This window comes from Bacteroides sp. HF-4919 (assembly GCF_018860125.1).
Map to the genome: position 1 here is coordinate 186,717 of NZ_JAHKNF010000008.1, position 24,554 is coordinate 211,270.

Sequence of the window (24,554 nt, forward strand, 5' to 3'; positions counted from 1 at the left end):
CTGGTCCGGAGCAGATGCCTCCACCGGAGCAGATGCCACGCCGGTCTCCGCTTCGCATGTCCGCACCGGCAAATCGACGATAAAGACAGTTCCCTGCCGTTCGTCGCTCTCCACCTCGATGATTCCGCCATGTATCTCGACAAACGCTTTTACCAGTGCCAGCCCGATACCGGAACCGGTATGATGCCTGTCGATCTTATAGAAACGGTCGAAGATGCTGCGGATATGTTCTGCCGAAATCAGACTCCCGGTATTGGCGACTGTAAAACGGAAGAAAGGAGTGCCCTCTTTCTGCAAAGCCGAAAGCCGGACAGTGACTTTACCATTCTCGGGGGTAAACTTGAACGCATTGCCCAACAGATTGAAGTAGATACGCTCCATCTTCTCAGCATCCGCCAGAGTGTGGTAATCGGCACCGGGCATGCTGTCGAACGAAAAATGGATATGCTTCCGCCGGGCGGCTGCCTGAAACGAATCGTTCCACTCTCCGAAGCACTGCAACAGATTGAGCGGGACCGGGGTAAACTCCATCTTTCCCGTCTCATATTTGCGAAAATCGAGTATCTGATTGACCAGACGCAACAGGATCTGTACGTTGCGCTGCACCAGCAACAACATCCTGCGCCGGTCACCCTCCAATGACGGGTCGGCCAACAACTGCTCCACCGGATCGGCAACCAGAGTGAGAGGGGTGCGGAAGTCATGTGAAATGTTGGTAAAGAAAACCAGTTTGGCATGTGTGGCTTCCTCCAGTTGATGGGAAAGTTCTATCAGTTGGTCTCTCTGCTCTTCCAGTTGCTCCTTCTGGCGGGAAAGTTCCCGGTACAGGCGATTCTTGGAACGGAGAGATTTATACACGACAATCAGCAATCCGACGATCAACAACAGGATGACAAAGCCCCCATACAGCACCACCTGCTGCGTGGCCACCCGCGAAAGATACGTCCCTACCCGGCTGTTGAGCGTCTCGATTTTTCCATCCAACTCGCTGATATGGGCTGTCTGCAATTCCATCACGTGCGCATTTACCGCGTCAACTACTGCTGTCTTCAGTTTTGTCTCCCGTTTAAAAGGTTTCTTTTGTAGAATATCCATCGCCAGCTGAACCACCTTGTCTCCTTCGGTGGGATAAATGAAGGTAGCATCCAGCACGCTGTCCAGTACCAGTTCCACTCCGTTACCCTTGCCGGGCAGAGCATCGATACCTACAAACAGCATCTCCTCCTCACGTCCCAGACGTCTGGCGGCCTGATAAGCACCGGCGGCCATACGGTCGTTCATCCCATACACGGCATCAATCTCCGGAAAACACTGCAAGAGAGAATCCATCTTTATTTCGGCAGGCTGCCTCAACCAACCCGCATCCTCCCGGGCAAGCAAGGTGATGCCCGGATACTGGCTGATGGCACTCATAAAGCCTTGGTGACGTTCGATGGCAGGAGTGGAACCGACAAGTCCGCTCAGTTCGACTACTTTTCCACGCCCCTTCAGGCGATGGGCTATGTAATTGCCGACGGCTTTGCCCAACTCGTAATTGTCGGCTCCGATGTATGCGGTATATTTATCGGAAAGTATCCTGCGATCCACCATAATCACCGGAATACCTCTATCGAAAGCTTCCTCCACAACGGGAGTGAGAGCCATTCCCTCGTTGGCAGCCACAATAAGCAAGTCTACCTTCTGCCGGATGAAGTGACGTATATCTTCTATCTGTCGCCGGCTGTCGTCATTCGCCGTACGCGTCTCTACCTCTACGCCTCCGTAAAATAAGGCTTCGCGCTGTATCTCGTCATTCATCTTATGCCGCCAGGTATCATCGCTGCATTGCGACACGCCGATGACGTACCGGGGAGCATCATGGCTACACGAGACAAGCAGTCCCGACAAAACCAGCCCAAGTAAGAAAAGTACACGTTTCATGGTTGGTTATTACATAAAAGGTTCCGGAGGCAAATATAACAATTTCCCCCCGAAATCTTCCATCCGATTGGTTTAAAACCAAGACGGATGTGTGTCAAAACTCACCACAGAGGACACAGAGTAACACAGAGATGATTTTAAATCGTTGGTTATTAAAAAGACTCTGTGATACTCCGTGATACTCTGTGGTGAAAAGAGTTATGACACATCCCCACGACTCTATCAACCAATCAATAACCCTATATAAACCAACACATTAATCATCTAAACGATTTCTCAGAGCATCCGGTAGTACGGGCATCGCACCGCTCTGTGTACACACGTAAGCCGACACTTCCACTGCCAGTTTGTGTGCCTCGGGTATACTCTTTCCTTTCAGAACAGATGAGCAGAAAGCTGCCGTGAACGAGTCACCTGCCCCCACGGTATCGGCAACCGGCACTTTCGGGGTTTCCTGGAAAGAGACCGCACCGGGGGTAAATACATAACTACCGTTCGTACCGCATGTCAGGATCAGCATCTTCAGGTTGTACTTGGCCAACAGAATCCAGCATTTATCCTGAAGGTCGATGCCCGGATAGCCGAACATACGGCTGATGGTAACCAGCTCCTCATCGTTAATCTTCAGCACGTTACACTTCAGGAAAGATTCGCGCAACACTTCCCTGGTATAGAAACTTTGGCGAAGATTGATATCGAATATTTTCAACTGTCCGTCCATGTCGGGCATGGTGTCGAGGAAACGGTTGATGGTGGCGCGGCTCACCTCGTTGCGCTGTGCCAGCGAACCGAAACATACGGCCCGCGTGTTCAGTGCCAAACGCTTCAAATCGTCCGTGAAGGGGATATTGTCCCATGCTACGCCTTCCTTAATATCATAACACGGCACTCCTTCACCGTCAAGAGTCACCTGCACGGTTCCTGTCGGATAATTGACCCGCTCAAGCTGGTGCTTCAACTGTTTTTCCCGGAATACTTCCAGAATTTCATCCCCCAGCTCGTCATTTCCCACCGCACTGACCACACGGCTGTCAAAGCCAAACTGCGACACATGATAAGCAAAATTAGCCGGGGCTCCCCCGATTTTCTTTCCTTCGGGCAGCACATCCCAAAGTGCTTCGCCCATTCCTACGATTATATTGTTCATGGCATGAATTGGGAAGCCTCACCTCAGGAAGGTGTGTCGGAACTCGTATTCACCATAGATTACACAGATAAATATCCATTAGCTATCAACAGATTAAGTTCTCTCTGTGAAACTCTGTGGTGAATTATAACACACCCTCAAGGTTACCGCTTCATTATGGTTATTAAATAAATTACTTTCTGATTCTCAATGTATAGAACATCAGATAGAGTACCCCGACCGTCATCACGGCCACGGCTCCGCTCTGTCCCACTGCATCCGAAGCCACTCCCATTGCCAGCGGGAAGATGGTTCCTCCGAAAAGTCCCATAATCATCAGGCCGGAAACCTCGTTCTTCTTGCCCGGCATATAAAGTAATGCCTGCGAGAAGATGATAGGAAATACATTGGAATTTCCAAACCCGATCAGGGCGATACAAACGTAAATCATCGTCTGATCCTGGAAAATAAACAACCCTGCCATAGCCGCCAGCATACACAACACGCTGATGGCGAAGAAGGTTTTGGCTGCCATCTTCTGCAAAACAAATGCCCCCAGAAAACAACCTGCCGTACGGAAGATGAAGTAGAGACTGGTTGCAAACCCGGCATCTGCCAGAGTCATGCCCAGACGTTCCATCAAAATCTTCGGTGCTGTGGTATTGGTGCCGACATCGATCCCGACATGGCACATAATGCCCAGAAACGAGAGCAGGATGAAAGGTTTGCCCAGCAAAGCCAGACACTGCCCGAAAGTGGAGGGCTTACCCTCTTCAGGCTCCTCGGTGATCTGCGTGGCATTGAGCATCAGGATGGCAGCGACTGCCACCACCATGTAGATGGGGAACAGTACCCGCCAGCCTAAATCGAAGGTAGGGATAGCCTGCGTAGCTCCCCACATAGCGATGTAAGGGGCAAGGAAAGAGGCAATGGCCTTTACGAACTGCCCGAAAGTAAGGGTGCTTGCCAGGCGTTCACCGCTCACGATGTTGGAAAGCAGCGGATTGAGTGATGTCTGCATCAGTGCGTTGCCGATTCCGAGCAACGAGAAAGAAACCAACATCAGCAGATAGCTGTCGCCAAAGACAGGCAGCAGCAACGATGCAAAGGTGATCAGCAGACTAAGCAACACGGTCTTTTTACGCCCGATGCGGTTCATCAGCATTCCCGTAGGCACCGAGAAGATCAGAAACCAGAAGAACACGAGCGACGGAAAGATATTTGCCTGTGAATCCGTCAGTCCTAAATCTGCTTTCACATAGTTGGAGGCAATGCCCACCAAGTCTACGAATCCCATGGCGAAGAAGCAGAGCATCACCGGGATAAGTTTCATGTAAGAGTTGTTTTTGGTATTTTCCATGATATGTTAATTTAAAAAAAGCAGATTTAAGCTACAGCCTGTACACCTTGCACTGGCTGACCTTGAAAGCTCCCCCACGGCTGTAGAAACTCATCTGGTTATAGGGAGTTGTGGGGAATATCAGGTTTGTCATGGCAATCTTTCCACCGTTCAGAAAGATTTCCACCGAACATTTATCAACAAAGATATCCAGTTTATAGCTGTCGGCCTTCTTCACCGGAGCCCAGGTACCCAAGGCAAAATCGTCCACATAGTTGATGGAGTTCTGCTTCCGACGGTCGTGTGCCTCGATGGCATGAGGGGCGCTGTCCTTTCCGAAATCTACAATGCCGCTCTTAGTGCGGTCCATCACCAGTTTCTTCTCCGGAAGGCTGATATAGATATCTACATTCTCCCCTTTCTCATTGAACAGTTTCAGTCCCATGATTTCCGCCGAACCGGCAGCCAATTCCAGCTCTATCTCGTAAGCTCCCCGGTTATCGGCCAGCAGTGAATCCACATGATAGGCGTCCGCCACCTCAAAGGCCGGGATCTCCCGCGACTCCTTACGCAACGACTTCGTCTCTTCCACCGGAGCGGCAGCCATATAGATATCTCCATCCTGAGTATAAAGGCTCAGTTCGCGAGGCAACGCATTGGCACTACGGAACTGGCGGGTAGGCACAATATTGGCATACTGCCAGTTGCTCATCCAAGGCACGGCAATCGTACGGTCACCCGTATTCGAGAAGCAGACAGTCGCATAGTGATCTTTTCCCCAGTCGAGCCACTTCACCGTTTCCGGCCTATTGTCGCAAACAAATTTCTCGCCGTCAAAATCACCTATAAAGTACTGAGTGGCACTTCCACCGAAGTAGCATCCCGGATTCACGTTGACTATCAACGCCCATTTCTTATGATTCGGATCACCGTCCACCGGAAGTTCCACCATATCGGGACACTCGAACTGACTGGGCTGAACACCGTAGCCTTCGCCCCAACCGCTCATATACGTCCAGTCCTTCAAGTTCAGTGACGAATAGAAACGCATCTCTTTATCGGCCGATACCACCATCACCCACTTCTGATCCGGAGCATACCAGAACACTTTCGGATCGCGAAAGTCCTTCAATCCGTCAAACGGAGTCAGGATGGGGTTCTTTTCATATTTGGTAAACGTACGACCGTTATCGGTGCTGTAAGCCATACACTGTATCTGTCCGTTCTTGTCACTGGCCGAGGTATAGAAAGAAACGATGGTACCTGCGCCGTAACCGGCTGTATTGGCATCGTCCACCACCGAACTTCCGGAGAAGATATGCCCTAACGTATCGCGGGCAAGCGCCGGTTCCAGATGTTCCCAGTGTACCAGATCCTTACTTACCGAATGCCCCCAGTGCATGTTGCCCCACATAGAGCCGTAAGGGTTATACTGATAGAACAGATGATATTCGCCATCCTTGTATACCAGCCCGTTGGCATCGTTCATCCATCCGTAAAGCGGAGTATGATGATAGACAGGACGATACTTGTCCGTATTGGCGGTATCAAACGTATCCGAGAGTTTGAGCTCTTTCCAGCACAAAGCGTCTTTGGGCAGGTGGCGGATGCGCACAGCTACTTTTTTCTCTCCTTCAGGTAAGGCATACGGGACGAAATAGTCCACTTTCTCCCTCGACAGGCGCACGTCCATCTCTACCGGAACGGAATCCGAAGCGATGCAGATCTGCGCTTCGGGAGTCTTCTCCTCGACAGGCAAAAGTAAATACTGCGTAGGATTTGTAATATGGATTACGGTAAGGCTGTCGCCTTCTTGTTCAATGGTCATTTTAGTTTGTGAGCTTTGGCAAGACGAAATTCCGAGAGAGAAAGCCAAAGCGCCGATCACTCCTCTACTTACATTCATAAAAGTTGTTTTCATGATAACAAGGTGTTTTTTATTAGTAATGTAATAGCTGTGTTTACTGATGGCAAAGATAGCGGAGATATCTGCCACCGGCTATTAATTTTGTTTCAAATTGTATAACGATTGATACCAAAGCCCCGTCAGAAGCGGATGCTGGCCGCAAACTCCACGGTAAACGGACGAATATAGCTGCCCGCCATCCAATGGCCGTTATAGGATGCCGCGTCTTTTTTGTCCACCAGTTCGGCACCGGCAATACTTCCTTTGGCTCCGGTCTGATTGAGGAAATTAACGACTGTGGCGCTCAATGCGAGATGTTTGTTCACCGTCCAGTTGATGCCCCCGAAAGTCTCCCAACGCCCGTTGAAGTAGTAAGCGTTTTTAATGTTGGCGTACGTCTTGCTGAAATAGCGGAAGCTGGCCCAGACTCTGAGGTCGTTCGTAATGTTGTAGCTGGGATCGAGCTCGACGAGCACTTTCGGAATCTCCGTCACAATATTTCCCGTGGCATTGATTTCACCTATCGTACCGTCCTTGAAAGTCACACTCGTTTCATATTTCTTGTAAGTCGGGCTTTGGTAGGTAAACAGGAAATGGAAGTTGAAGCCTTTGAACGGTTTGATCACTGCATCCGTCGTCCAGCCGATGGTCTTGATGTCATAACTCAACGGAGCGGCAAGAATCTCGGTCCGGTCGTTCGGGTTAATCAGATTGAGCGTCGAGTTATTGTTTGTTTTCGAGATGTAGGAGAACAGAGAAGTCAGGCTGATCCAGTCCGTGTTATAATAGACCCCGGCACGTCCCAGGGGAACGGATATTTTATCGGTATTGGGCATAGTGGCAGGTGAAAAGTTCGACAAACCGGGACGCTGTGTGTTGTAAGTGAAGTCGGCGGTGAAACCGAACTCCCGGGTCAGTTTATAGGTAGCGGCGGCGGTGAAGGCCATGTTCATCCAGTCGTAGTCGAAAGGGCGGGGTGTAATCCCGACTCCTTTATCGGATACGGCGCCCAGATAATAATCTGCGAAACGGCCTACGGCATTTCCTTCTGCGTCATACACAGCCGCATTCTCTCCTTCCAGATGCTGCCATTCCAGGCGTGTACCATAATATACATTCCATTGGGGAGAAATATCCCAGTCGTGGGTGGCATAAACAGCTAACTTGTTTTCGTGCCCTTTGTAGTATTCCGAAGCATTCTTATTGAAATCGTAGTACACGCCGTCCGTATTCCCCTCACGCACCAGACGTTCGGGGTACTCTTCTACCGTATGGTCATACATGGTTGTGTTCGAAGCATAATCCACTTTGTAGTGCCATTCGTTCACACCGAGCCTCCAGGTCATATTGCGATATTGGCGTGAAAGTTCGGAAGTGGCGAAGAACTCGTCAATCGTACCCCGGTTAAAGCAAGACATACGGCTTTGCACATATCCTTCATACGGTTTCAACGTACCGTCCGTTCCTTTCAGAAAATAGCCGGCGGAGGCATCCTTCTGCTCCATGGCCATCGGGGTCTGATAGACATACGAACCCAAGGCATGATCATACTTCAGGTTAACCTTCCAGCTCAGGCCGTTGTCCCAAGTGTAGGTATTGAGCAAAGTCAACTGGTTTCCTTTATTCAGAGTGGCATCATAAAGATTGGTCTTTTTCAGCTCTCCCGTACGCATATCACGATAAACCATTTCTCCCGTGGCAGGCAGGTAAGAACTTGTTCCGAGGCTGAATCCCGGTATTTCTTTCACGCTGCCGTCTCCAACATAGATGAAAGGAGCGGAAGTCGTTTCATTACTCGGCCAACGGCTGTTGCTGTAGTGATAGATGGCCGATAGCTGTCCGCGCCCCTCGCTGTAATTCTTGGTCAAGGCTGCTTTATAGATTTGAGTGCGGTCCTGATTGGAAGTAAAGCGCAGTTTAAAACTGCCCGGGTCAAAGTTCTGGTAGACACTTCCGCTATAAAACCAGCCTTTCCCCATACCACCGCTGATATTGGCATCGAACTGCTGCTTGCCAAAGTGGTTGGTGCTGTAATTGACGATTCCACGGAATTTCTCAGTTCCCAACTGAGTAAAAGAGTTTACGGCATAGCCGATGTTTCCGGTAGTAATAGCGGTTTCGGAGATTTTGAGCAGTCCGACGTGTCCGAGACTGCTGTCTCCACGCCAGTGAGTATTTACGTTATGCGGATTAGAGGTATAGACTACAGGGAGTCCGTTTTCGAGTACGTTTACGTCTCCACCCGGCAGGCCGATAGAGATTTCGCGGGGACCGTTGGCGCTCGAAGCGTTCAGCATAACGTTGCGATTGCCTTCTTCTTTCGATCCGGATGGTGTCCGGGAAGATTCTTTCTTTTCTTGTGCGGTTGTGAAGCCGGCCATCAGCAAGCAAGCCAGCAGCCAGACAGCTCTTTTTTTGTTCTTCGTCATGGTACTTAAATTTTTTAGTTGATTGAGATTGTTTTGATGCCGCAAAGGAACGCGGAATCCCATTTCTCAACTAAAAGATTTGTTTCAAAGGCTGCAAAATTTGTTTCGTCAGCCAATCATACATTGTATATCAGCAATTTACAAAACAAGAAAAGAGGCTTTTAAGAATAATAAAAACAGAGTAATCCTCTTCTTACTTCAATTGGTTGATAGCAAGAGCGGATAAAGGGAAGCTGTCAGATACGCAAAATCACTTTCCCTTTCCTTCCAGCAGATCTGCGATCTTCTGCTTCAGGTTTAGTTTCAACATTTCATCAGGACGCAACTCGATCTCTAAACTGATCTTTGCACTTCCCACTTTAAACGGAGACTCTTCGTCCGTAGCAAGGGCATGCTCCCTTTTTATGGAATATAGAACAGCGAAATCATAATCCAGCGCCAACGACAGACTATACAGTGTATCCGTATCGATGCTCTTTCGTGTCAGCAGATAGTCCACACTCTGTGGCCTCACCTCCAACCTACGGGCAAGTTCGGCTTTGGTCACCTGCCTTTCGGCCATGACCTGTTTTATCACTTCACCTATGTATACATTACTCTTCTTCATATTCCAAATACCGTTCAGTCGTCCCACATGCCAATCACGTAAAAAATCCCCGACAGCCGTCACGGACACCGGGGAGGTATAAATAAATGGACTTATTTATTTATAAAATCACCCACCCGGCCGAGAGGCCGGATGGAGATAGAGGTCAAAATTTAAATCCGATCTTAAACGTCGGAGCCGCCAAAACACTGTAGTTGTGGCTATCTGCCGACAGATCGCCAAGACCGGCTTGCGGATTATACGTAGTCTTGTTGTACGTATAAGCAAACGGATCGATCTGTGCACCGATGTAAAGGGCAGGAAGAACATAGTAATCGACACCGACAGTCAGGGCGCCACGAAGATTCCAGCTCTCGGCAACAGATTTGCCCATAGAGGTCTCTTCATCATACTTCATTTCATTTTCGCCGTAAGCAAAACCTACGCGAACACCTGTATACCACATCAGGTTAGGAACACGCTTGATGTTGAAATAACGATCAACACCTGCCGACACATTATAGGCGAACGACTGAGCACTGGCTACGGCACGGTAGTTAGGGATTTCTCCCATATTCTCGTCTGCCGAGTTATTCATATTCGAATCGTCTATCGTGCCGGGAACAGCCGGATAACCGGGGTTATTCGTGAAGCTGACACCGCCACCCAAATTTAGTTTCCACTGATCTTTGAAGAACCAGCCCCCTTCGAAACCAACCATCAGCTTTTTGTCTGCCCAGTTGGTTGAGAGCGCTCTGACTTCATAGTCAGTCAGCAGCCCCGAAGGGGCTGTGACGTTTGTGTAACTATTGTATCCAACAGTAGCTGCTACCGTAAAGTCTCCTTTTTTAGGAGTATTGTCTTTACTACAGTTCTGCGCATTTGCTGCAAGACACATCATGGGTAGAACGGCCAACACTAAAAGTCTTTTTATTTTCATACGATACTTTTTTTGATTTGTTGTTTATTTGCCGTTACTGAATATGAAGAAGATTACAAAGCAGCAATGGCATCATCCAGTTGCTTCTTATATTTCTCCACAATCTGTCCCTGACTTTCAATCTGAGCATTCAAAGCTGCAATACGATCTACCATATAAGCATGTAAAGCCTCAGCTGTATCTTCTCCCATATTATTTGGGTCAACAACATAACCTGGATACCATGTATTAGTCACACGGTCGTAATGAGCATAATCGTTCCAAACATAAATAGTTTTAGTACTATTCGCCTTAGCAATATCTTCTTTTGCGTTAGCAATCTGAACATCACAATCAGCAATCAGTTCATCAATATTGGCAGTTGAGTTCAAAAGAGTACTTACATCCTCTTGAGCTGTTTCGTTTGCATCTAACGGCAACTTCGCTGCATCATCAGCATCACTTGCTGCAACTAAAGCCTCAGCCAAAGTTTTTGCATCAGCGATATCTTTGTCGTATGCAGCTTTCGCATCTGCATTAGCAAACAATGCTACTGCATCTTGGAATGCTTTAAATTCAGCTTCAGCTTCAGCCAATTCTTCTTTTGCAGCCTCTAAAGCCTCGTCAGCTCTTTCAATATCAGGTTGCAATTCATCAATAGAAGCTTGAATATCAGCTTTTTCTGCGTCAGTAGTAGCTGCTGCTTTATCAGCCTCTAATTGTTTTTTCTGTGCAGCCATAGATTCTATATTAATATATGCACCTGAAGCCTGTATACCCTTATCTGCATTTGAAGGTACACCTACGATGTTCTCTTTAATATATTTTATTTTATTTTGGAAAGCAAGAGTTGCAGATGTAGTTTGGCTCTTCACATTCAACTCATAAAAGTCAACAGACTGAGCATTATTACTGTTCTCGCCAACTTCTACAGAATTAGAAGTAGTCACTGAGAATCTGTGAGTTTGGTTATTATATTCAACCTCAACATCTGTTAACTCCGCTCCTACTTTAGCTAAATCAGAAGATAATTTATCAGTATTGCCACTTTGGTTATAAATTTTCTCTTGTGCTTCGTCAAATTTAGCCTGAGCAGCTGTTTTAGCATCTGCCGTTTTTCCTTTTGCAGCTGTAAGTTCAGTAGATTCAACTCTAAGTGTCTGTAATTTTTTCTCTAATGCAGCACGGTCAGAAGCAATCGAAGATAATTTCGACAATTGATCTTTTCTCTCCGTCTGTTGTGCTATAAATTGATTCTTCTCTACAGCAATCTTTTCAGCAGCTTTCTGAGCAGAAACTACACCTGCTTTTAAAGCGATTTCATCAGCAGTAGCGTTGATTAACTCTGAGTTCAAGTCAATTAACCGACTACTTGCACTGGAATAATTCCCCCAAAGAGTACTGTTAATCCACTGATCCTGATTAGTAATAATAGCCATTTCCGCATTTTTCTGATCTCTTTGAGCCTCTGCTATATCACGAGCTGCCTCAGCTTGGATTACAGTTAATTTAGCTGCCCATTTTGCTTTATCAGCTTCAGTTTTCGCATCTTGATAAGCAGCTTCCGCTTCCTTCAATTTAGCTTCTGCATTTGCTCTAATCGTTTCAGCCTCTGCCTGCGCATTAGCCAATGCAGCAGCACCTTTCAGTTGTTCTGCTTTTGCGTTACGCACCGCTGTTACCGATGCCGATTCGTCGTTGTCTACGCAAGCTCCCAGTGACAAAGCACCCAGAAGCACTGCAACCATCATGAGTTTCTTTTTCATAATCTCAATTTTTAGTGTTAATAATATAATTAATTCAATATTAGTGTAATACCTTTATTTTTCTCTAATTCTATCAAAATTGGCTATATTTGCCAATGGTTAACATACTTTTCAAAGAACCCTTTAATAATTGGGTATATTTAATTGTTCGAAGCAAATGTAGATATTATAATTATACTAAGCAAGAGTTAAGAGAAAAAAAATTAGAGTTTTTTGTATAAGTCTGAGTTTTAATGGAATCCAAGTAAAAAGAAAAAGCCTAAACAGCTTCTTCATACCTATATAATAATAAAATAAGGAAATATCCACGTAATATAGAACTGTGAAAAGAGCCCTCGCTATAAAAGAAAAAACATAATCATTATATAATAATGTATATCATAATATATATTAAGCAAAAACACATGCAGATTGATATGATGAAAGCAATATTCCGAAATCCATATCAAAAAATCGCAAAAAGTCATTTCAGACTAACTGTTCATTTTTCCAAAAACTGTAAAATAGGAGTGAATCGGCAAGTCATATGCAAAAATTTGGCCTGTTTATATAATGAAATCCGAAAGCCGTCAGCAGGAAGTTAACATCGTAAAAACAAAGAACCAACTTCCTGGCAAGAGAAAGTTAATGTCCTGAAAGCAGGAAGTTAACTTCCTGCTTTCAGGACATTAACTTTCAGAAAGAAAAGCAAGGTTAAGTCGTAGAAAAGAGAATAAATTGACCCTGAAAAAGAACGTTTTCTTCCGGAAGCCAATCAAAAACGAGCATCATGCGAATAGCATTTTGAAATCACGCCAACATTTTGAGCTTCAATTTTATTACAATACCCGCCAATTTCCATTCATCTTGAGCAAAATATTCCCCAAACACAAGACGAATGAATTATGCTATCGCAAAATCTACGCATTTTTATCCTGTCTGTCTCCTTTGGGACCGTAAAAAAGCGTTTCTACGCATTTTCAAATACAAAATGACAGATTGTATAAGTGATCGTGAAAAACAAGTTGTATTGCCTTACCTCAATAAGATAAAAAGTTGAATTGAGAACATTAAATGGAGTGTAGACTATTCCAGTTGGCTTCCGGATAATATAACGGTTGCCTATTTAAAAACTAAAGAGAATAAACCTATCAATAACCAGCCAGAAAGCCCATTGCACGGACATCTATCAAATGATAGCGGGAAAGCAAATCCCTGGTCCCCTTCGACAAACGAGTGGTTCGGATTGATTATGTCCAACAGATAAACGATCATGCTAAGTTGGTAGGTTGCCTGCCGTCTCTTTCTGTACGGCTTCATTGTCAACGACTATCTGCGCATGGAAAATTGTCTGTTCTATTTGTAATAGATGTTTCAAAGAAAATCCAAACATGTGCTCCGTTGCCCGAACGAGAGCGTTCGATGTAACAAGGGATTTTCCATTCTTTGCAAACACAAACAAATGCAAGTACATCGTTTTGATAACCGTGTTCACAACTCTTGTCATCAAAGTCAGTACATAGAAGCAGGTGTTATCATACATTATCGGATACACACCTACAACATCTCTACCGAAACCATCTTTTCCCGCAAGATGGTTATAAATATACTCTTCAGTCAGTGATGCAAATAGACGATTGGGGCATTCTTCGTACGATAATGTTATGGTTTTAATCCAAGACTTTTTGAGCGACCTTTATTGCTTCTTTTTTCGAATTATCATTGTCCTCTTCAATAGCGTCAAGTACTTTGTCTGCAAGCCATAGCGTTAAGAGTTCCTTTTCATCAACCTTAAATTGTTTGGCAAGGGTGATTACCTACTCACGTTTTGCTCTTCTATCGCCACGTTCAATTTTGCTAAACATAGGAGTGTCTATTTCAAGAATAGCTGCTAATTGCCGTTGAAGCAGTCCTTGCTCCTCTCTTAATTCTTTTATTCTCTTTCCCAATAACATATGTAATGAATTAAAGAAGTTTTTCTAATTCTTCTACAGGAGGGAGCAGTCTCTTTAGACGCTCATCCATATCGGCAGTAGTCTTATATGTCGCCACTCCCATAGGCTTGTCATAGTCTTGGATTACATACTCAACAAATTTCTTATTGGCACTCTTGCAAAGAATGATTCCTATAGACGGATTCTCATTAGGCTTGCGTACTTCATCATCCAAAATACGCAGATATGCCGCCAATTGCCCTAAATACGAGGTCTTGAACGGACCATCTTTCAATTCCACACAAACAAGAGCAGCCAACTCTCTATTGAAGAATAGCAAGTCCGGAAACTCCTCTACACCGAATTTTTCCAAATGATATTGGTTGCCTACAAATGTAAAATCTTTGCCGAATGTCATAATAAACTCTTTCACATTCTGCACTATGCTTTGTTCGATTACCCGTTCATCTCTATCCTTGTCCCTAACGAACAACTCTTCGGTGTTGATAAAGTCAAGCAGATATTCATCTTTGAACATCGTGATTGCACGATATGCCTGTAGCTGATCAGGGATTGTTTTCTTAAAATTATTTGTCAACTCACCTTGATGACTATACAAATCGTCATTTATCATTCGTTCCAAATCCTCTACCTTTGCTTTTGTGTCAGCTACGAATTGAATGTAGAATTTTCGTTGCTCTGTATCCTTAACTTTGCTGATGATAACATAATGGTGGGTAAAACCAATGTCCATAAATGCTGCAATCGGGAAATTTGCATCTATCTTAAACTGCACTGTAGGCAATTCATTCGTTCCAACGAACGAATTATGCTTTTCGCTTATTAAATTGTTCGTTTCAACGAACGAATTGTCCGAAAGCATCTGCCACTCCTCATAGAATGTACGCATCTTTCGTAAGCTTGCTGCGGAAAAGCCTCTTAACCCGGGTAATTCTTTACGAAGTTGTTCGCTGATTGCTTCAATGAATCCCGTGCCCCAATTCTTATTGCGGGTATTCACAGAGACAAATCGTCCAATGCCGTAGTAAAGTGCTAATTGTTCTTGGTTAATTATAGCCAAAGCTCGTTGTTGGCTTTGCAAAATCGCACCTTTAATTGCTTAAACAGCATTGGCGAGTTCTGTATATTTCATTGTATTAATAATATTGCTCATTTTAATATCAAATTATTGTATATATCTTGAATAGTCAATATTTGACAACAAATTTAGTAAAAAGATTCTATAAGCAACCTTAGTTGTCCATTATTTTTTCTCCTAACCCAATAAATAGACTACTATCTTTTTCTTTCTGTTGGCATAAACTATTCAAAACCTTTAGCCTTATCTTGCTTGCCTCGTATGTTTTAAGCCTAAACGTATTGATATACAAAATGATGCAGAACGATGAAACGTAATGCCACAAAGAAAAATCAGACTCTGTCATCGGGTAATGATTTGAAAACTGTCCGCCTTCATTCCCTTGCTTTATTGCCATTGTTCCTATTTCCGAGCTTCTCTGTTTAATGCGTTATGAATCAGTTCTTAACGCATATATTCACTTTTTTGTTCCGAGAGGGGCAGCCGGATGTAATTGTGCGATAGTGAACTGCCTTTGTGCGTGTTCGCACAATAACAAGAGAGCGTTCGAGAATATATTGTATTATATAATAGCTATTTAGCGACATGGCATGATTCTTGCAAGCATAAAGAAAAAACAGTAATAGAACATGATTAAGCATTACTTGAAAGTAGCATTACGCAATCTAATGAACTTTAAAGTTCATAGTCTTATTTCGGCTGTTTGTTTGGCGATAGGCATCACCTGCTTCTGTATGATGAATCATTTTATTGATGCCGTATCCGGTAAGATTGAACTGTCCGATGATAATGAATACAGCATCCGGTTGCTCGGAGCATCTTCCCAGACAGCCGCCGATATCTATTTGTTTAAGGAGGATTTTGATTATCTGAAAGGGTTGCCTATAGCGGGCATAGATCCCCTTGTGGCCTCTTCTTATAGCAATGAAAGAGAAATTACGGCCATTGACAAAAAACAACGGGAACTGCCGTTTCTGGTGTCGTTCAAAGATGTATCATCTAATTATTTCACTTATAATTCGCTCCAATTGAAGTATGGCAATCAAGAGATAACAGCTCCCAACGAGGTGATCGTTTCCCAATCGTTTGCCCGGAAAGCATTTGGACAAGAAGATCCGATAGGTCACGTCATCCGTCAGGAGACAGAGGCTAACGACTCGTCTGATCTTGTGGTGTATAAAATTGTCAATGTTGCTTTGACAGAAGAAAAGGATCATCGTGGAAAAACAATCGATTGTTATTTTCCCCTGTCCGCAAAGTCCCGTACTCCACTCAGCATCAGATCACGTCTCACCGGACAAACCACGACGGAAAGCCTGAATAAACAGTTAAAGAACCTGACCTGGAAGCATGGAGAACAGGATATCTATTTATATGCTTTCCTGGAGTCGGAACAGAATGACAGTGTCCAAAGAACGATAAGTATTCTGCTCGCCCGGTTTATAGCTTCGCTGATTTTATTGTCGGGGTTGATCAATTTTCTGAAGTTCATTATCCAAATGTTCTATAACCGGCAACGAGAACTGGTGCTTCGCAAATGTATCGGTTCGGACATCAAAGGATTGTTTGCCTTGCTTTTCGCCGAAATCTTCTGGATACTATCTGTCGCTTTCTTTCTGTCATTGGCCGTGACGGAAATCACCCTCTCTCTGGCATATACATACATCCGTCCGGAAGACATGATCTCATTCTCTTTGGTAGATCTATATGGTTCACAATTAGGATTGTATCTCGTTTTGCTGTTGATCTGCATGCTCGCCATTCTTTATCCTATCTATCGGTTACGCCGGTTGAGTGTCCTCCATTCGGTCGTGCAGAGACAGAAGCGGCACGTGTTCCGCAATTTCATGATTGCTTTACAATTGGCGATTTCCATCCTTTTCACAGGCGGTGTATTTGGCATAACGCTTTTGTTCGATGAGATGTTTGAAGGAATGTACCATCCTTTGAGCACGGAAGAAGAGAACCGGGTGATTTCAATATCGGTCAATACCATACGCATGCAGAAAAACATGGATGCCATTCTTTCGGATATCCAGTCCTTGTCCGAGATAACCGATCGGACATCCGCTTTCAATACTTTCGATGCCGATGTTTATACCTACATGACCTACATGAAAAACGGAAAGCCGAGAGGAAGTGTGCTGATGAACGAAGCAGAACCCCATTATTTTGAGTTCTTCAAGATCCCGTTCTCCGGAAAATTGGTGGATAAGGATGCTCAAGGCTTTGTTTATATAAGCGAACAGTTTAAAGAACAATTGCAAAAGGATAGTATAGAAGGTAGTGTCACGTTGGATGGCAAAGAATACCAGATTGCCGGAACTTACCGCGCACTGAACAAGGAAAATGCTCAGAACAGGGCAGTCGGTTCTGTCTTTTTAGTTAATCCGCAAGCTTATACCTATTACTTCAAAACCCTCCATTCGGATATTACTCCGGTCGCCCTAGAAAAAATAACGGAGATCTGCCGGCGTTATGTACCTGAGACATTGCCTCTTGATATTCGTAATATGGGTGATTCCAAACAGTCCGTTATGGGAACTGTAGCACTCTTGCAGACAGCATCCCTGTTGTTGGCAATAGTCAGTATCCTCTTGTTGATATTAAGTATTTATTCCGGAATCTCCATGGATGTGGTAAACCGTCAAAAGGAAGTAGCCATCCGAAAAATAAACGGAGCTACCCCGAAAGTGATTGCCCTGTTATTCGGCAAAATCTATCTGATCATTTACCTCTCTGTCTTCGTAATTATCTATCCGTTAGTACGATTGGTGTTGATAGGGATCGCACAAAAAAGTAGTTTGAAAAGCATATATAGTTGGAATTGGGGAATCTTGTTGTTCTTCACGATGGCCCTTTTGATCTTCTTGGTTACGGCATACAAGATTTATAAAGTAATGCACTTGAATCCGGCAAGTGTTTTGAAAAAGGAATAAAAACGACCTCTGTCGCGTCTGCCTGTTATGAGGGTGTGTCCAACTGAAGTACCCCCCAAAAGCTTTGTGTCTGACTTTTGGGGGTAACATTAAACTCTATGATAAACTTCATCAAACGGTACTCTGCCCCGCTCGCCCCAGATTCCTTTATTTCCATCTCGTATTCCGCAGCCGATCACCATGTTCACTTCGGCACCATGAGGCAATTTCAGCAGTTTCTTCATTTGTTTACTGTCAAAGCCTTCCAAGGGGCAGGTGTCGTATCCTTCGTTTGCCATTGCGATCATAAATGTCTGAGCGGCAAGCGCACAAGATTTATGGACGACGACACGCATATCACCCTCGGAAACTTCACGCACAATGGGGCGGAAAAGGCCGATGGCTTTGGCCAGCAGGACTCTTAAAAAGCCCAGCAGACCAAGGAACCGGGCATAAAGAAACGGCATTAACTTTCCATAATAGAGTTCTCTGTCCTTGATACGTTTTTCCTGACGCTCCCGGGGACTGTTTCGTCTGACGTTCCCTCTTTCAAAATCGAGTACAAACCTGGCCCTGCTCCGATATAAATCCTGACGTGTAACAAAAACGACAATCTCTGAAGCTGTTGAAGTCGCAGTCTGGTCAAGACAGGCTTTGGATATCTTTGCCAGCAACTCCGGTTGCGTGACCTGATAAAACTCCCACAATTGCATATTTGAACTGTTGGGTGCCAACGTTGCCAGTTCCAGACAATGTTTCACCTTTTCCGGATCCAACTGTTTCTCTCTATCAAACACCCGTACAGAACGACGATAATTTAAGACTTCCTCTAAATTCATTTTTATCTGATCAAATTATTTTTCCCATTTAATTGTTGCATTACCACCTCCGCCATTTCTTTTGAACTGAACGGGTTTTGCCCCGTTATCAGATTATGGTCCACCACTACTTTTGAGGTCATCGGAATTAATGCTTTTTCGTAATCGGCTCCTCTTTTTTTCAACTCTGCTTCAAGATCAAAAGGTACCTCCTTCTTTCTCCCGGCAACACTTTCCTCAAACCAGGAAAATCCTGTGAGCCTTTTATCTTTTATAAGATACTCTCCGTTGGACAATTTGACATTCAAAAGCCCACTTACACCATGGCAGATCGCGGCTACTATTTTAGTATGCTCATAATGCTCCTTAATAATCGTCTGCAAAGTGGTATTATTAGGAAAATCATACATCGTACCATGTCCGCCCGCCAGATAGATACAATCAAACAGCTCTCCGGCAACCTCGTCCAAACTCTTCGCATGTCGCAACTCATTCCTAAATTCAGGATCATCCCAATACTCTTTCGAAAGTTTGTCTAAAACCATCGGCTTTAAACTTTCCGGATCAACAGGGACGTTGCCACCTTTGGGGCTTGCTATGATTATTTCATATCCCTTTTCTTCCGCACAATGATAGATGTGAGTCAACTCACTGAGCCACAATCCTGTTTCCAGATTTCCATCAGCATACATATCCGTTCCCGTTACAACAGCCAGCATTTTCAAAGTATCCATATATATTCTTTTTATAGTGACGTTATATAGGAACATGGCTGTAACCTACTTGTTACTTTACCAATCAGACTTTTAACTTTATTTTCAACCACTTGTGACCCGGCTTCTTAAAACATCCACATTCTTTGCCGGGATATCAGCCAACTTCAAACTTCTGCTTCGCACATTCGTATCCTTCTTCATACAGATCGGTCAGTTTATGGATGTCACGTTCAATGCGATCGACAACAACCGGTTTCCGGGGCCGGATAACAGTTATATTTCCCTCTTCTTCCATACGCTCAACCATCTCCAATTGTTCGTTGTATACAGCACAACGCCTGCTCAACGCTTCACGTATCTTCGGATATTTACGATAAACAAAAGAGGGAACGCGGATGTCTTTATTCTCTTTCCGATAACCGCGGTTCCGGGTAAGAACAACCACATTGTTCCGATATCCATCGTCTATGGCACGTTGCAAAGGAATAGAGTCGACAATACCTCCGTCCAGCATGGGAATACCGTCTACATAAGCTATGGGGCAAACGAAAGGAAGGCTGCTGGAAGCACGGACAATGTCGATCACACGGTTTTTATCCTCTTTCTCCTCAAAATAATTGGCTTCTCCGGTCAGGCAATTGGTAGTCACCATCACATAACGCCCGGGAGAATTGAAGTATGCCTGATAATCGTATGGAAGTATATGCTCGGGAAACTCCGTAAAGAGGAGATCGAAGTCCAGAATATTCCGTTTCTTAAGCAGATGTTTCAGCCCGATATAATGATATTTTTCTAACAGGTCTATATTACTGTACTTGGCACGCCCACGCTGTCGGGACATATACGAAAGGCCGTTACAAGCCCCTGCAGACACCCCGATCGTATAAGGAAAACGAATATCATGGTCCATCAGATAGTCCAGTACCCCACAGGTAAACACTCCGCGCATACCTCCGCCTTCAAGCACCAGACCGGTTTGATTATCAATTGTCATCTTTCAGAATAATTAATCGTTAGAAATTAGTAGTACCTTAGTTTTTCTTAGGCCGCCGGATGACTAACAAGGAAGGAAAATCACGGAACACTTCTTCCTCTTCGGACAACTTCGTATAGGACAGGTGGCTCATCACAAGCAAGCCGTCCTTTGCTACCGAAGCCAGATCAACGGCGCTATTAAAGGATTGCGTTCGTATCCGGGAGGAATATTTGGCCAGTATCGGCTCTGTAGACTGCCGGAAAGCCTCATCATCCGTATCGAAGAGGAAAAGATGTACCTGTGCGCCCCCCTCCAGCATACTCTCAAGATAAGTAAGCAGAAAAGCATCGATCACCCCACCCAACACAAAAGAGACGGGGACGTTTCCGCTATAACCACGGTTGACAAAAACGGCTACCGGACATTTCACCTGTTCCATCACATCATCTATCTTATCACGAAACAGAGAGAGCCATAACACTCCACTGCCTCCGGCAGCATCCGGTCTGTACTTACTTCCTGCTCCCAGCAGAAACATGTCAGGACGCTCTTTTCGTGCCAACCGGATCATATCCTGCACCAATTTATCGGTCACCCGGTAACGGTTTTCAACACTAAGTCCCAACTCTGAAGCTTTTTCGTCCACCAGCGAGAAACTATCACGGGCATATTGCTCTGCATTCAATGGGTTTAAGTCCGTCCCCACCGTAAAATGGGCAGCGACCACATGGGCAGCTTTCATCTTTTTTCCAAATAATAAGAAAAAAACGGAAAGCAGGCTGCGTCCCGACTCCGGTCGTCCAAAACAAAAGACCAACTTCAACTTAGCCGATAAACGTTCTTCGCGACGGGCAAAAATCTGTTCAACAAAATGCAGCAACGGGGTGGTCATGAAGGTAGTCACCAGAGCCATAATGACCAGGATTACAAAAATAGAAGGTGGAAGCACTCCCATTTCGTATCCGATGTTTAGTGCAACCAACTCCATCAATCCCCGTGTATTCATCAGCGTACCGATAGTAAAACTGTCTTTCCACGACTCTCCCACCAAACGGGCGGCAACGGCGCAACCACCCAGTTTTCCTGCCACAGCAACCGTAATCAACAACAGGCAGACTCCCCAAAGCGCCGGACTGTTAATCAACCCGATCTCCGTACGCAACCCGGTAAAGGCAAAGAAAAGCGGAAGGAAAAAGACAAGAGCAATGTCTTCCACTTTTTCCATCATCACCTTACGAAATCCCAGGCTGGGAGGCATCACGACTCCTGCCATGAAGGCTCCGAACAGGGCATGAATACCGATAATCTCGGTAAGCGTAGAGGAAATAATCAAAATCAGCAGAATCAGGGCCACAAATGTTTTATTAATCACCTCCTGATTGGCATACACCTCTCCTACTTTCTTGAGAAACGGCCGCACCACCATAAACATGATTATGATATAAAGGGCAGTCAGCCCGATGGCATAAAGAGCGCTGGCAAATGTTCCGGCCTTGGCAATGGCTATGACTACAGCCAGCAAACACCAGGCAGTGACATCATCATTGGCAGCCGAAGCTATGGCCAAAGTTCCCAAAGGAGTTTTCGTCATATTCCGTTCCTGAATGATGCGCGCCAATACCGGGAAAGCGGTAATACTCATAGAGATACCGATGAAAAGGGCAAACGGCAGGAAACTTGTCTGGGCAGCGGCATATTCTTCATAAATCCAGTAAGATGCGACGATGCCGAGGAAGAACGGAACCAATATACCTGCATGGCTGATGACCAATGTTTCGTTGATCTTGTTTTTAAGTACACTGAAATCGAGTTCCATTCCGATCACAAACATGAAAAGTACCAGACCGACCTGGCTCAATAATTCAAGATTCGTAAGGGACTCCGGAGGGAACAGGGCCTGAAATACATCCGGAAAGAAATAGCCCAACACGGAAGGTCCCAACACAATTCCCGCCACAATCTCACCAATCACCCCCGGCTGCCCGATATGTTTAAACAGAAAACCAAAAAGCCTCACCATCAACAAGACAGCGATTATCTGTATCAACAATATACTTAACGGATGATGCAGGTTGTCGGTGACAAACTGACAAAACATAGCGAAAGGAGTCCCCTCCGCAACAGCTGATGATGCTACCACATGGTGTGAAAAACGGTCACCTTCCTCGATAGCCATGTAAATAAGTGCCCCGAAAAGGAGCAACATGATTACATAAATAAGATAATTTTTTTTGGCTCTCTGCATACAAGCATATTTTTGTGTGAAGTGTGTCTATGCAAAGATAAAACAAACCAAAAGAAAAAATAGTTTTAGAGCAGGTTTAAATATTGATTCATATAAAAAGGCACTGAAAAGAATATATGGACACTCTGTTTACTTTCCTTATTTCCGCTTCAAAGTTCCTGTTTGTCATCAGGAAAACAAGATTATAACAACACACAAAATTGATTTAAAACCAAAGGATTGCTGATTTAAGAGGTAAACCCCGTTAGTTTAAGCCCCAGAGAACTTTGGCTTTAAACTAACGGGAACATAGTTTCGAATGTATCCTAAAACACCTGTTCACTAATCGCCGGTAATTCCCTGCCCCTTCAGGTCGGCAACCGATATTGTAAAATCATTTCCCTGCCTGATCCGTTCCAATACCAGGTTGCCTACTTTCCGGGCATCTTCTTCCAAAGCAAACCCTTTCCACCCCGGAAGGGAAGGTATGTATGGTTGGCAGATCACTACCCGGTCGCCACAAAGAATCTGATAACCATATCCGTTCCCATTTTCTGTTTCAATTACTTTGAGACGATACGGACAAGCTTCATGCCGGTCATAGAAAAAGAGGACTGAAACAGCGCAGGCAACGCATATCATACAAAGTAGCTTCTTATTCCTCTTCATATTCATAAGGTTTCAGTTCCCAGGTATCGTCAAAGTAAGAACTCGAACCACTGCCACCCGTCGCAACAATACCCCGGGTCCCGGTAGAGAAGCAAACAGCATGAATACGGGTACTTCCTTCAAACGCCGTCAGGTCGTCACCTTCCCAAAGATCGGTTGCCGGATCATAAATCCAATAATTCGAATAATAGCTTCCTCCGGCAGTGGAACCCAGAGTCAGATAAGCTTTTCCATCGATCACAAAACTGACTCCATAGGAACGGACAATAGATGTATAGTCATCATCGTAATCATCATCACTCGTATTGGCGATGTCTCTCAGTTGTGTCCAAGGTGTAGCAGCGGAAGGGTCGAAGCACCAGAAGTCCGATACATCGGAATTATTGTTCTGCCCTCCGCAGACATAAGCTTTCCCGTCGATGACAAATGCCGTACCTCCCTGACGCTTTTGTCCTCCGAAACCATTCACGATAGTCCATTGTGAACCGGCTGCGGCAGTAGGGTCGAAACGATAAAAGTCCTTCAGGTAATTATCGTTGTAACCGGTTCCCACATAACCATAATTATCAATCCCGAAGCCAAGGGCATAATAGCGGGCTCCTCCCTTGAAGTCGTCCATCTGCCTCCAACTATTCGTTTCCGGATTATACTCCCACGTATCGGACAGGTATTTCTGATCGGGATTGTATCCGGTAGTGACATACCCTTTGCTACCTACCGAGAAGCCGGTGGCAGCATTGCGGACCGTACCGGGCATATCGGCACGCTGAGTCCACCAGTCATTGTCGATATCATATTCCCAGGTATCGGCGAGCCGGGTCGTTTTTCCGTTATAGCCTCCGCAGATGTACCCTTTATTACCAATGGTGAAACCGGCAGCATCGGTCCGTGCTACCCCGTCAAAGTCCGAACGCCGGTACCATACTCCGGCCGTATAGGAAGCATCTTCCGTACAGGCACACAAACAAAAGAGTATGGCACAAAGCACCAATACTCCGGACGCGGACTTACTCGCTACAGTTTTTTCTATTCCAGTCATTCTTTTATTCTGTTTTTTAATCGTTAATTACTGACCGCAAATGTAGACGACATCAGTAAGGGTGAAAAAAAGGATCGACTAACAGGCACATTCTCTCTACCAACCAAAATGCAGTCGATAAATCATTCCGGTTAGTCGATAGTTTTTTAACAGGGAAGAGAAATCGACTTCTTTTGCGGCAAAATTATCCG

15 protein-coding genes and 3 pseudogenes are annotated in these 24,554 nt (G+C 45.0%); 1 reads left to right on the top strand and 17 read right to left on the bottom strand.

Going from position 1 to position 24,554, the window contains the following annotated elements; translation table 11 throughout:
• Positions 1–51 precede the first annotated feature (51 nt).
• The 11 genes and pseudogenes from KO473_RS14980 to KO473_RS15025 all read right to left on the bottom strand — a co-directional run.
• Positions 52–1,920, bottom strand: a pseudogene (locus KO473_RS14980) (substrate-binding domain-containing protein); the annotation flags it as partial.
• Between the two features lie 256 nt (positions 1,921–2,176).
• A complete protein-coding gene (locus KO473_RS14985) occupies positions 2,177–3,067 on the bottom strand; it encodes a carbohydrate kinase (RefSeq protein WP_005780717.1) in 891 nt (296 codons plus the stop codon).
• A 172-nt stretch (positions 3,068–3,239) separates the two neighbouring features.
• The gene (locus KO473_RS14990; RefSeq protein ID WP_005780718.1) at positions 3,240–4,406 is read right to left on the bottom strand and encodes an MFS transporter; all 1,167 of its coding nucleotides are present in this window, start codon (positions 4,404–4,406) and stop codon (positions 3,240–3,242) included.
• Positions 4,407–4,437: 31 nt separating this feature from the next.
• Positions 4,438–6,306, bottom strand: a complete 1,869-nt coding sequence (locus KO473_RS14995) for a GH32 C-terminal domain-containing protein (RefSeq protein ID WP_122130216.1) — start codon at positions 6,304–6,306, stop codon at positions 4,438–4,440.
• Between the two features lie 125 nt (positions 6,307–6,431).
• Positions 6,432–8,720, bottom strand: coding sequence for a TonB-dependent receptor (locus tag KO473_RS15000; RefSeq protein ID WP_181996018.1), 2,289 nt, complete (start codon positions 8,718–8,720; stop codon positions 6,432–6,434).
• Between the two features lie 250 nt (positions 8,721–8,970).
• Positions 8,971–9,327, bottom strand: coding sequence for a helix-turn-helix transcriptional regulator (locus KO473_RS15005; protein ID WP_122130217.1), 357 nt, complete (start codon positions 9,325–9,327; stop codon positions 8,971–8,973).
• Between the two features lie 145 nt (positions 9,328–9,472).
• Complete coding sequence (locus KO473_RS15010) at positions 9,473–10,246, bottom strand: BT1926 family outer membrane beta-barrel protein (protein ID WP_122130187.1); 774 nt, start codon at positions 10,244–10,246, stop codon at positions 9,473–9,475.
• 53 nt (positions 10,247–10,299) lie between these two features.
• A complete protein-coding gene (locus tag KO473_RS15015) occupies positions 10,300–11,991 on the bottom strand; it encodes a hypothetical protein (protein ID WP_122130188.1) in 1,692 nt (563 codons plus the stop codon).
• A 1,343-nt stretch (positions 11,992–13,334) separates the two neighbouring features.
• Positions 13,335–13,645 (bottom strand): annotated as a pseudogene (locus tag KO473_RS23480) (helicase); the annotation flags it as partial.
• Positions 13,641–13,925: pseudogene (locus KO473_RS15020) on the bottom strand (helix-turn-helix domain-containing protein). The pseudogenes KO473_RS23480 and KO473_RS15020, both read right to left, overlap by 5 nt.
• Positions 13,926–13,935: 10 nt before the next feature.
• Positions 13,936–15,021 (bottom strand): YhcG family protein, encoded by a 1,086-nt coding sequence (locus KO473_RS15025; RefSeq protein ID WP_227560177.1) that lies wholly within the window; start codon positions 15,019–15,021, stop codon positions 13,936–13,938.
• Between the two features lie 611 nt (positions 15,022–15,632).
• On the opposite strand from KO473_RS15025, the gene KO473_RS15030 reads away from it, so the two are divergent.
• Positions 15,633–17,942 (top strand): ABC transporter permease, encoded by a 2,310-nt coding sequence (locus KO473_RS15030; protein ID WP_122130189.1) that lies wholly within the window; start codon positions 15,633–15,635, stop codon positions 17,940–17,942.
• An 89-nt stretch (positions 17,943–18,031) separates the two neighbouring features.
• Here the strand turns inward: KO473_RS15030 and KO473_RS15035 are convergent, their stop codons facing one another.
• From KO473_RS15035 to KO473_RS15060, 6 genes are all read right to left on the bottom strand, one after another.
• Positions 18,032–18,760 (bottom strand): nitroreductase family protein, encoded by a 729-nt coding sequence (locus tag KO473_RS15035; protein WP_005821288.1) that lies wholly within the window; start codon positions 18,758–18,760, stop codon positions 18,032–18,034.
• Positions 18,761–18,762: 2 nt separating this feature from the next.
• Positions 18,763–19,473: a type 1 glutamine amidotransferase domain-containing protein gene (locus KO473_RS15040; RefSeq protein ID WP_005821290.1), complete on the bottom strand. Its 711-nt coding sequence runs from the start codon at positions 19,471–19,473 to the stop codon at positions 18,763–18,765.
• A gap of 136 nt (positions 19,474–19,609) precedes the next feature.
• On the bottom strand, positions 19,610–20,449 hold the full coding sequence (locus KO473_RS15045; RefSeq protein WP_005780737.1) for a patatin family protein: 840 nt from the start codon (positions 20,447–20,449) through the stop codon (positions 19,610–19,612).
• A 37-nt stretch (positions 20,450–20,486) separates the two neighbouring features.
• A complete protein-coding gene (locus tag KO473_RS15050; protein ID WP_005821292.1) occupies positions 20,487–22,676 on the bottom strand; it encodes a cation:proton antiporter in 2,190 nt (729 codons plus the stop codon).
• A 321-nt stretch (positions 22,677–22,997) separates the two neighbouring features.
• The gene (locus KO473_RS15055) at positions 22,998–23,324 is read right to left on the bottom strand and encodes a DUF4907 domain-containing protein (RefSeq protein ID WP_232303457.1); all 327 of its coding nucleotides are present in this window, start codon (positions 23,322–23,324) and stop codon (positions 22,998–23,000) included.
• Positions 23,311–24,363 (bottom strand): kelch repeat-containing protein, encoded by a 1,053-nt coding sequence (locus KO473_RS15060; RefSeq protein ID WP_005821296.1) that lies wholly within the window; start codon positions 24,361–24,363, stop codon positions 23,311–23,313. Before KO473_RS15060 ends, KO473_RS15055 begins: the two co-directional genes overlap by 14 nt.
• Positions 24,364–24,554: the final 191 nt, after the last annotated feature.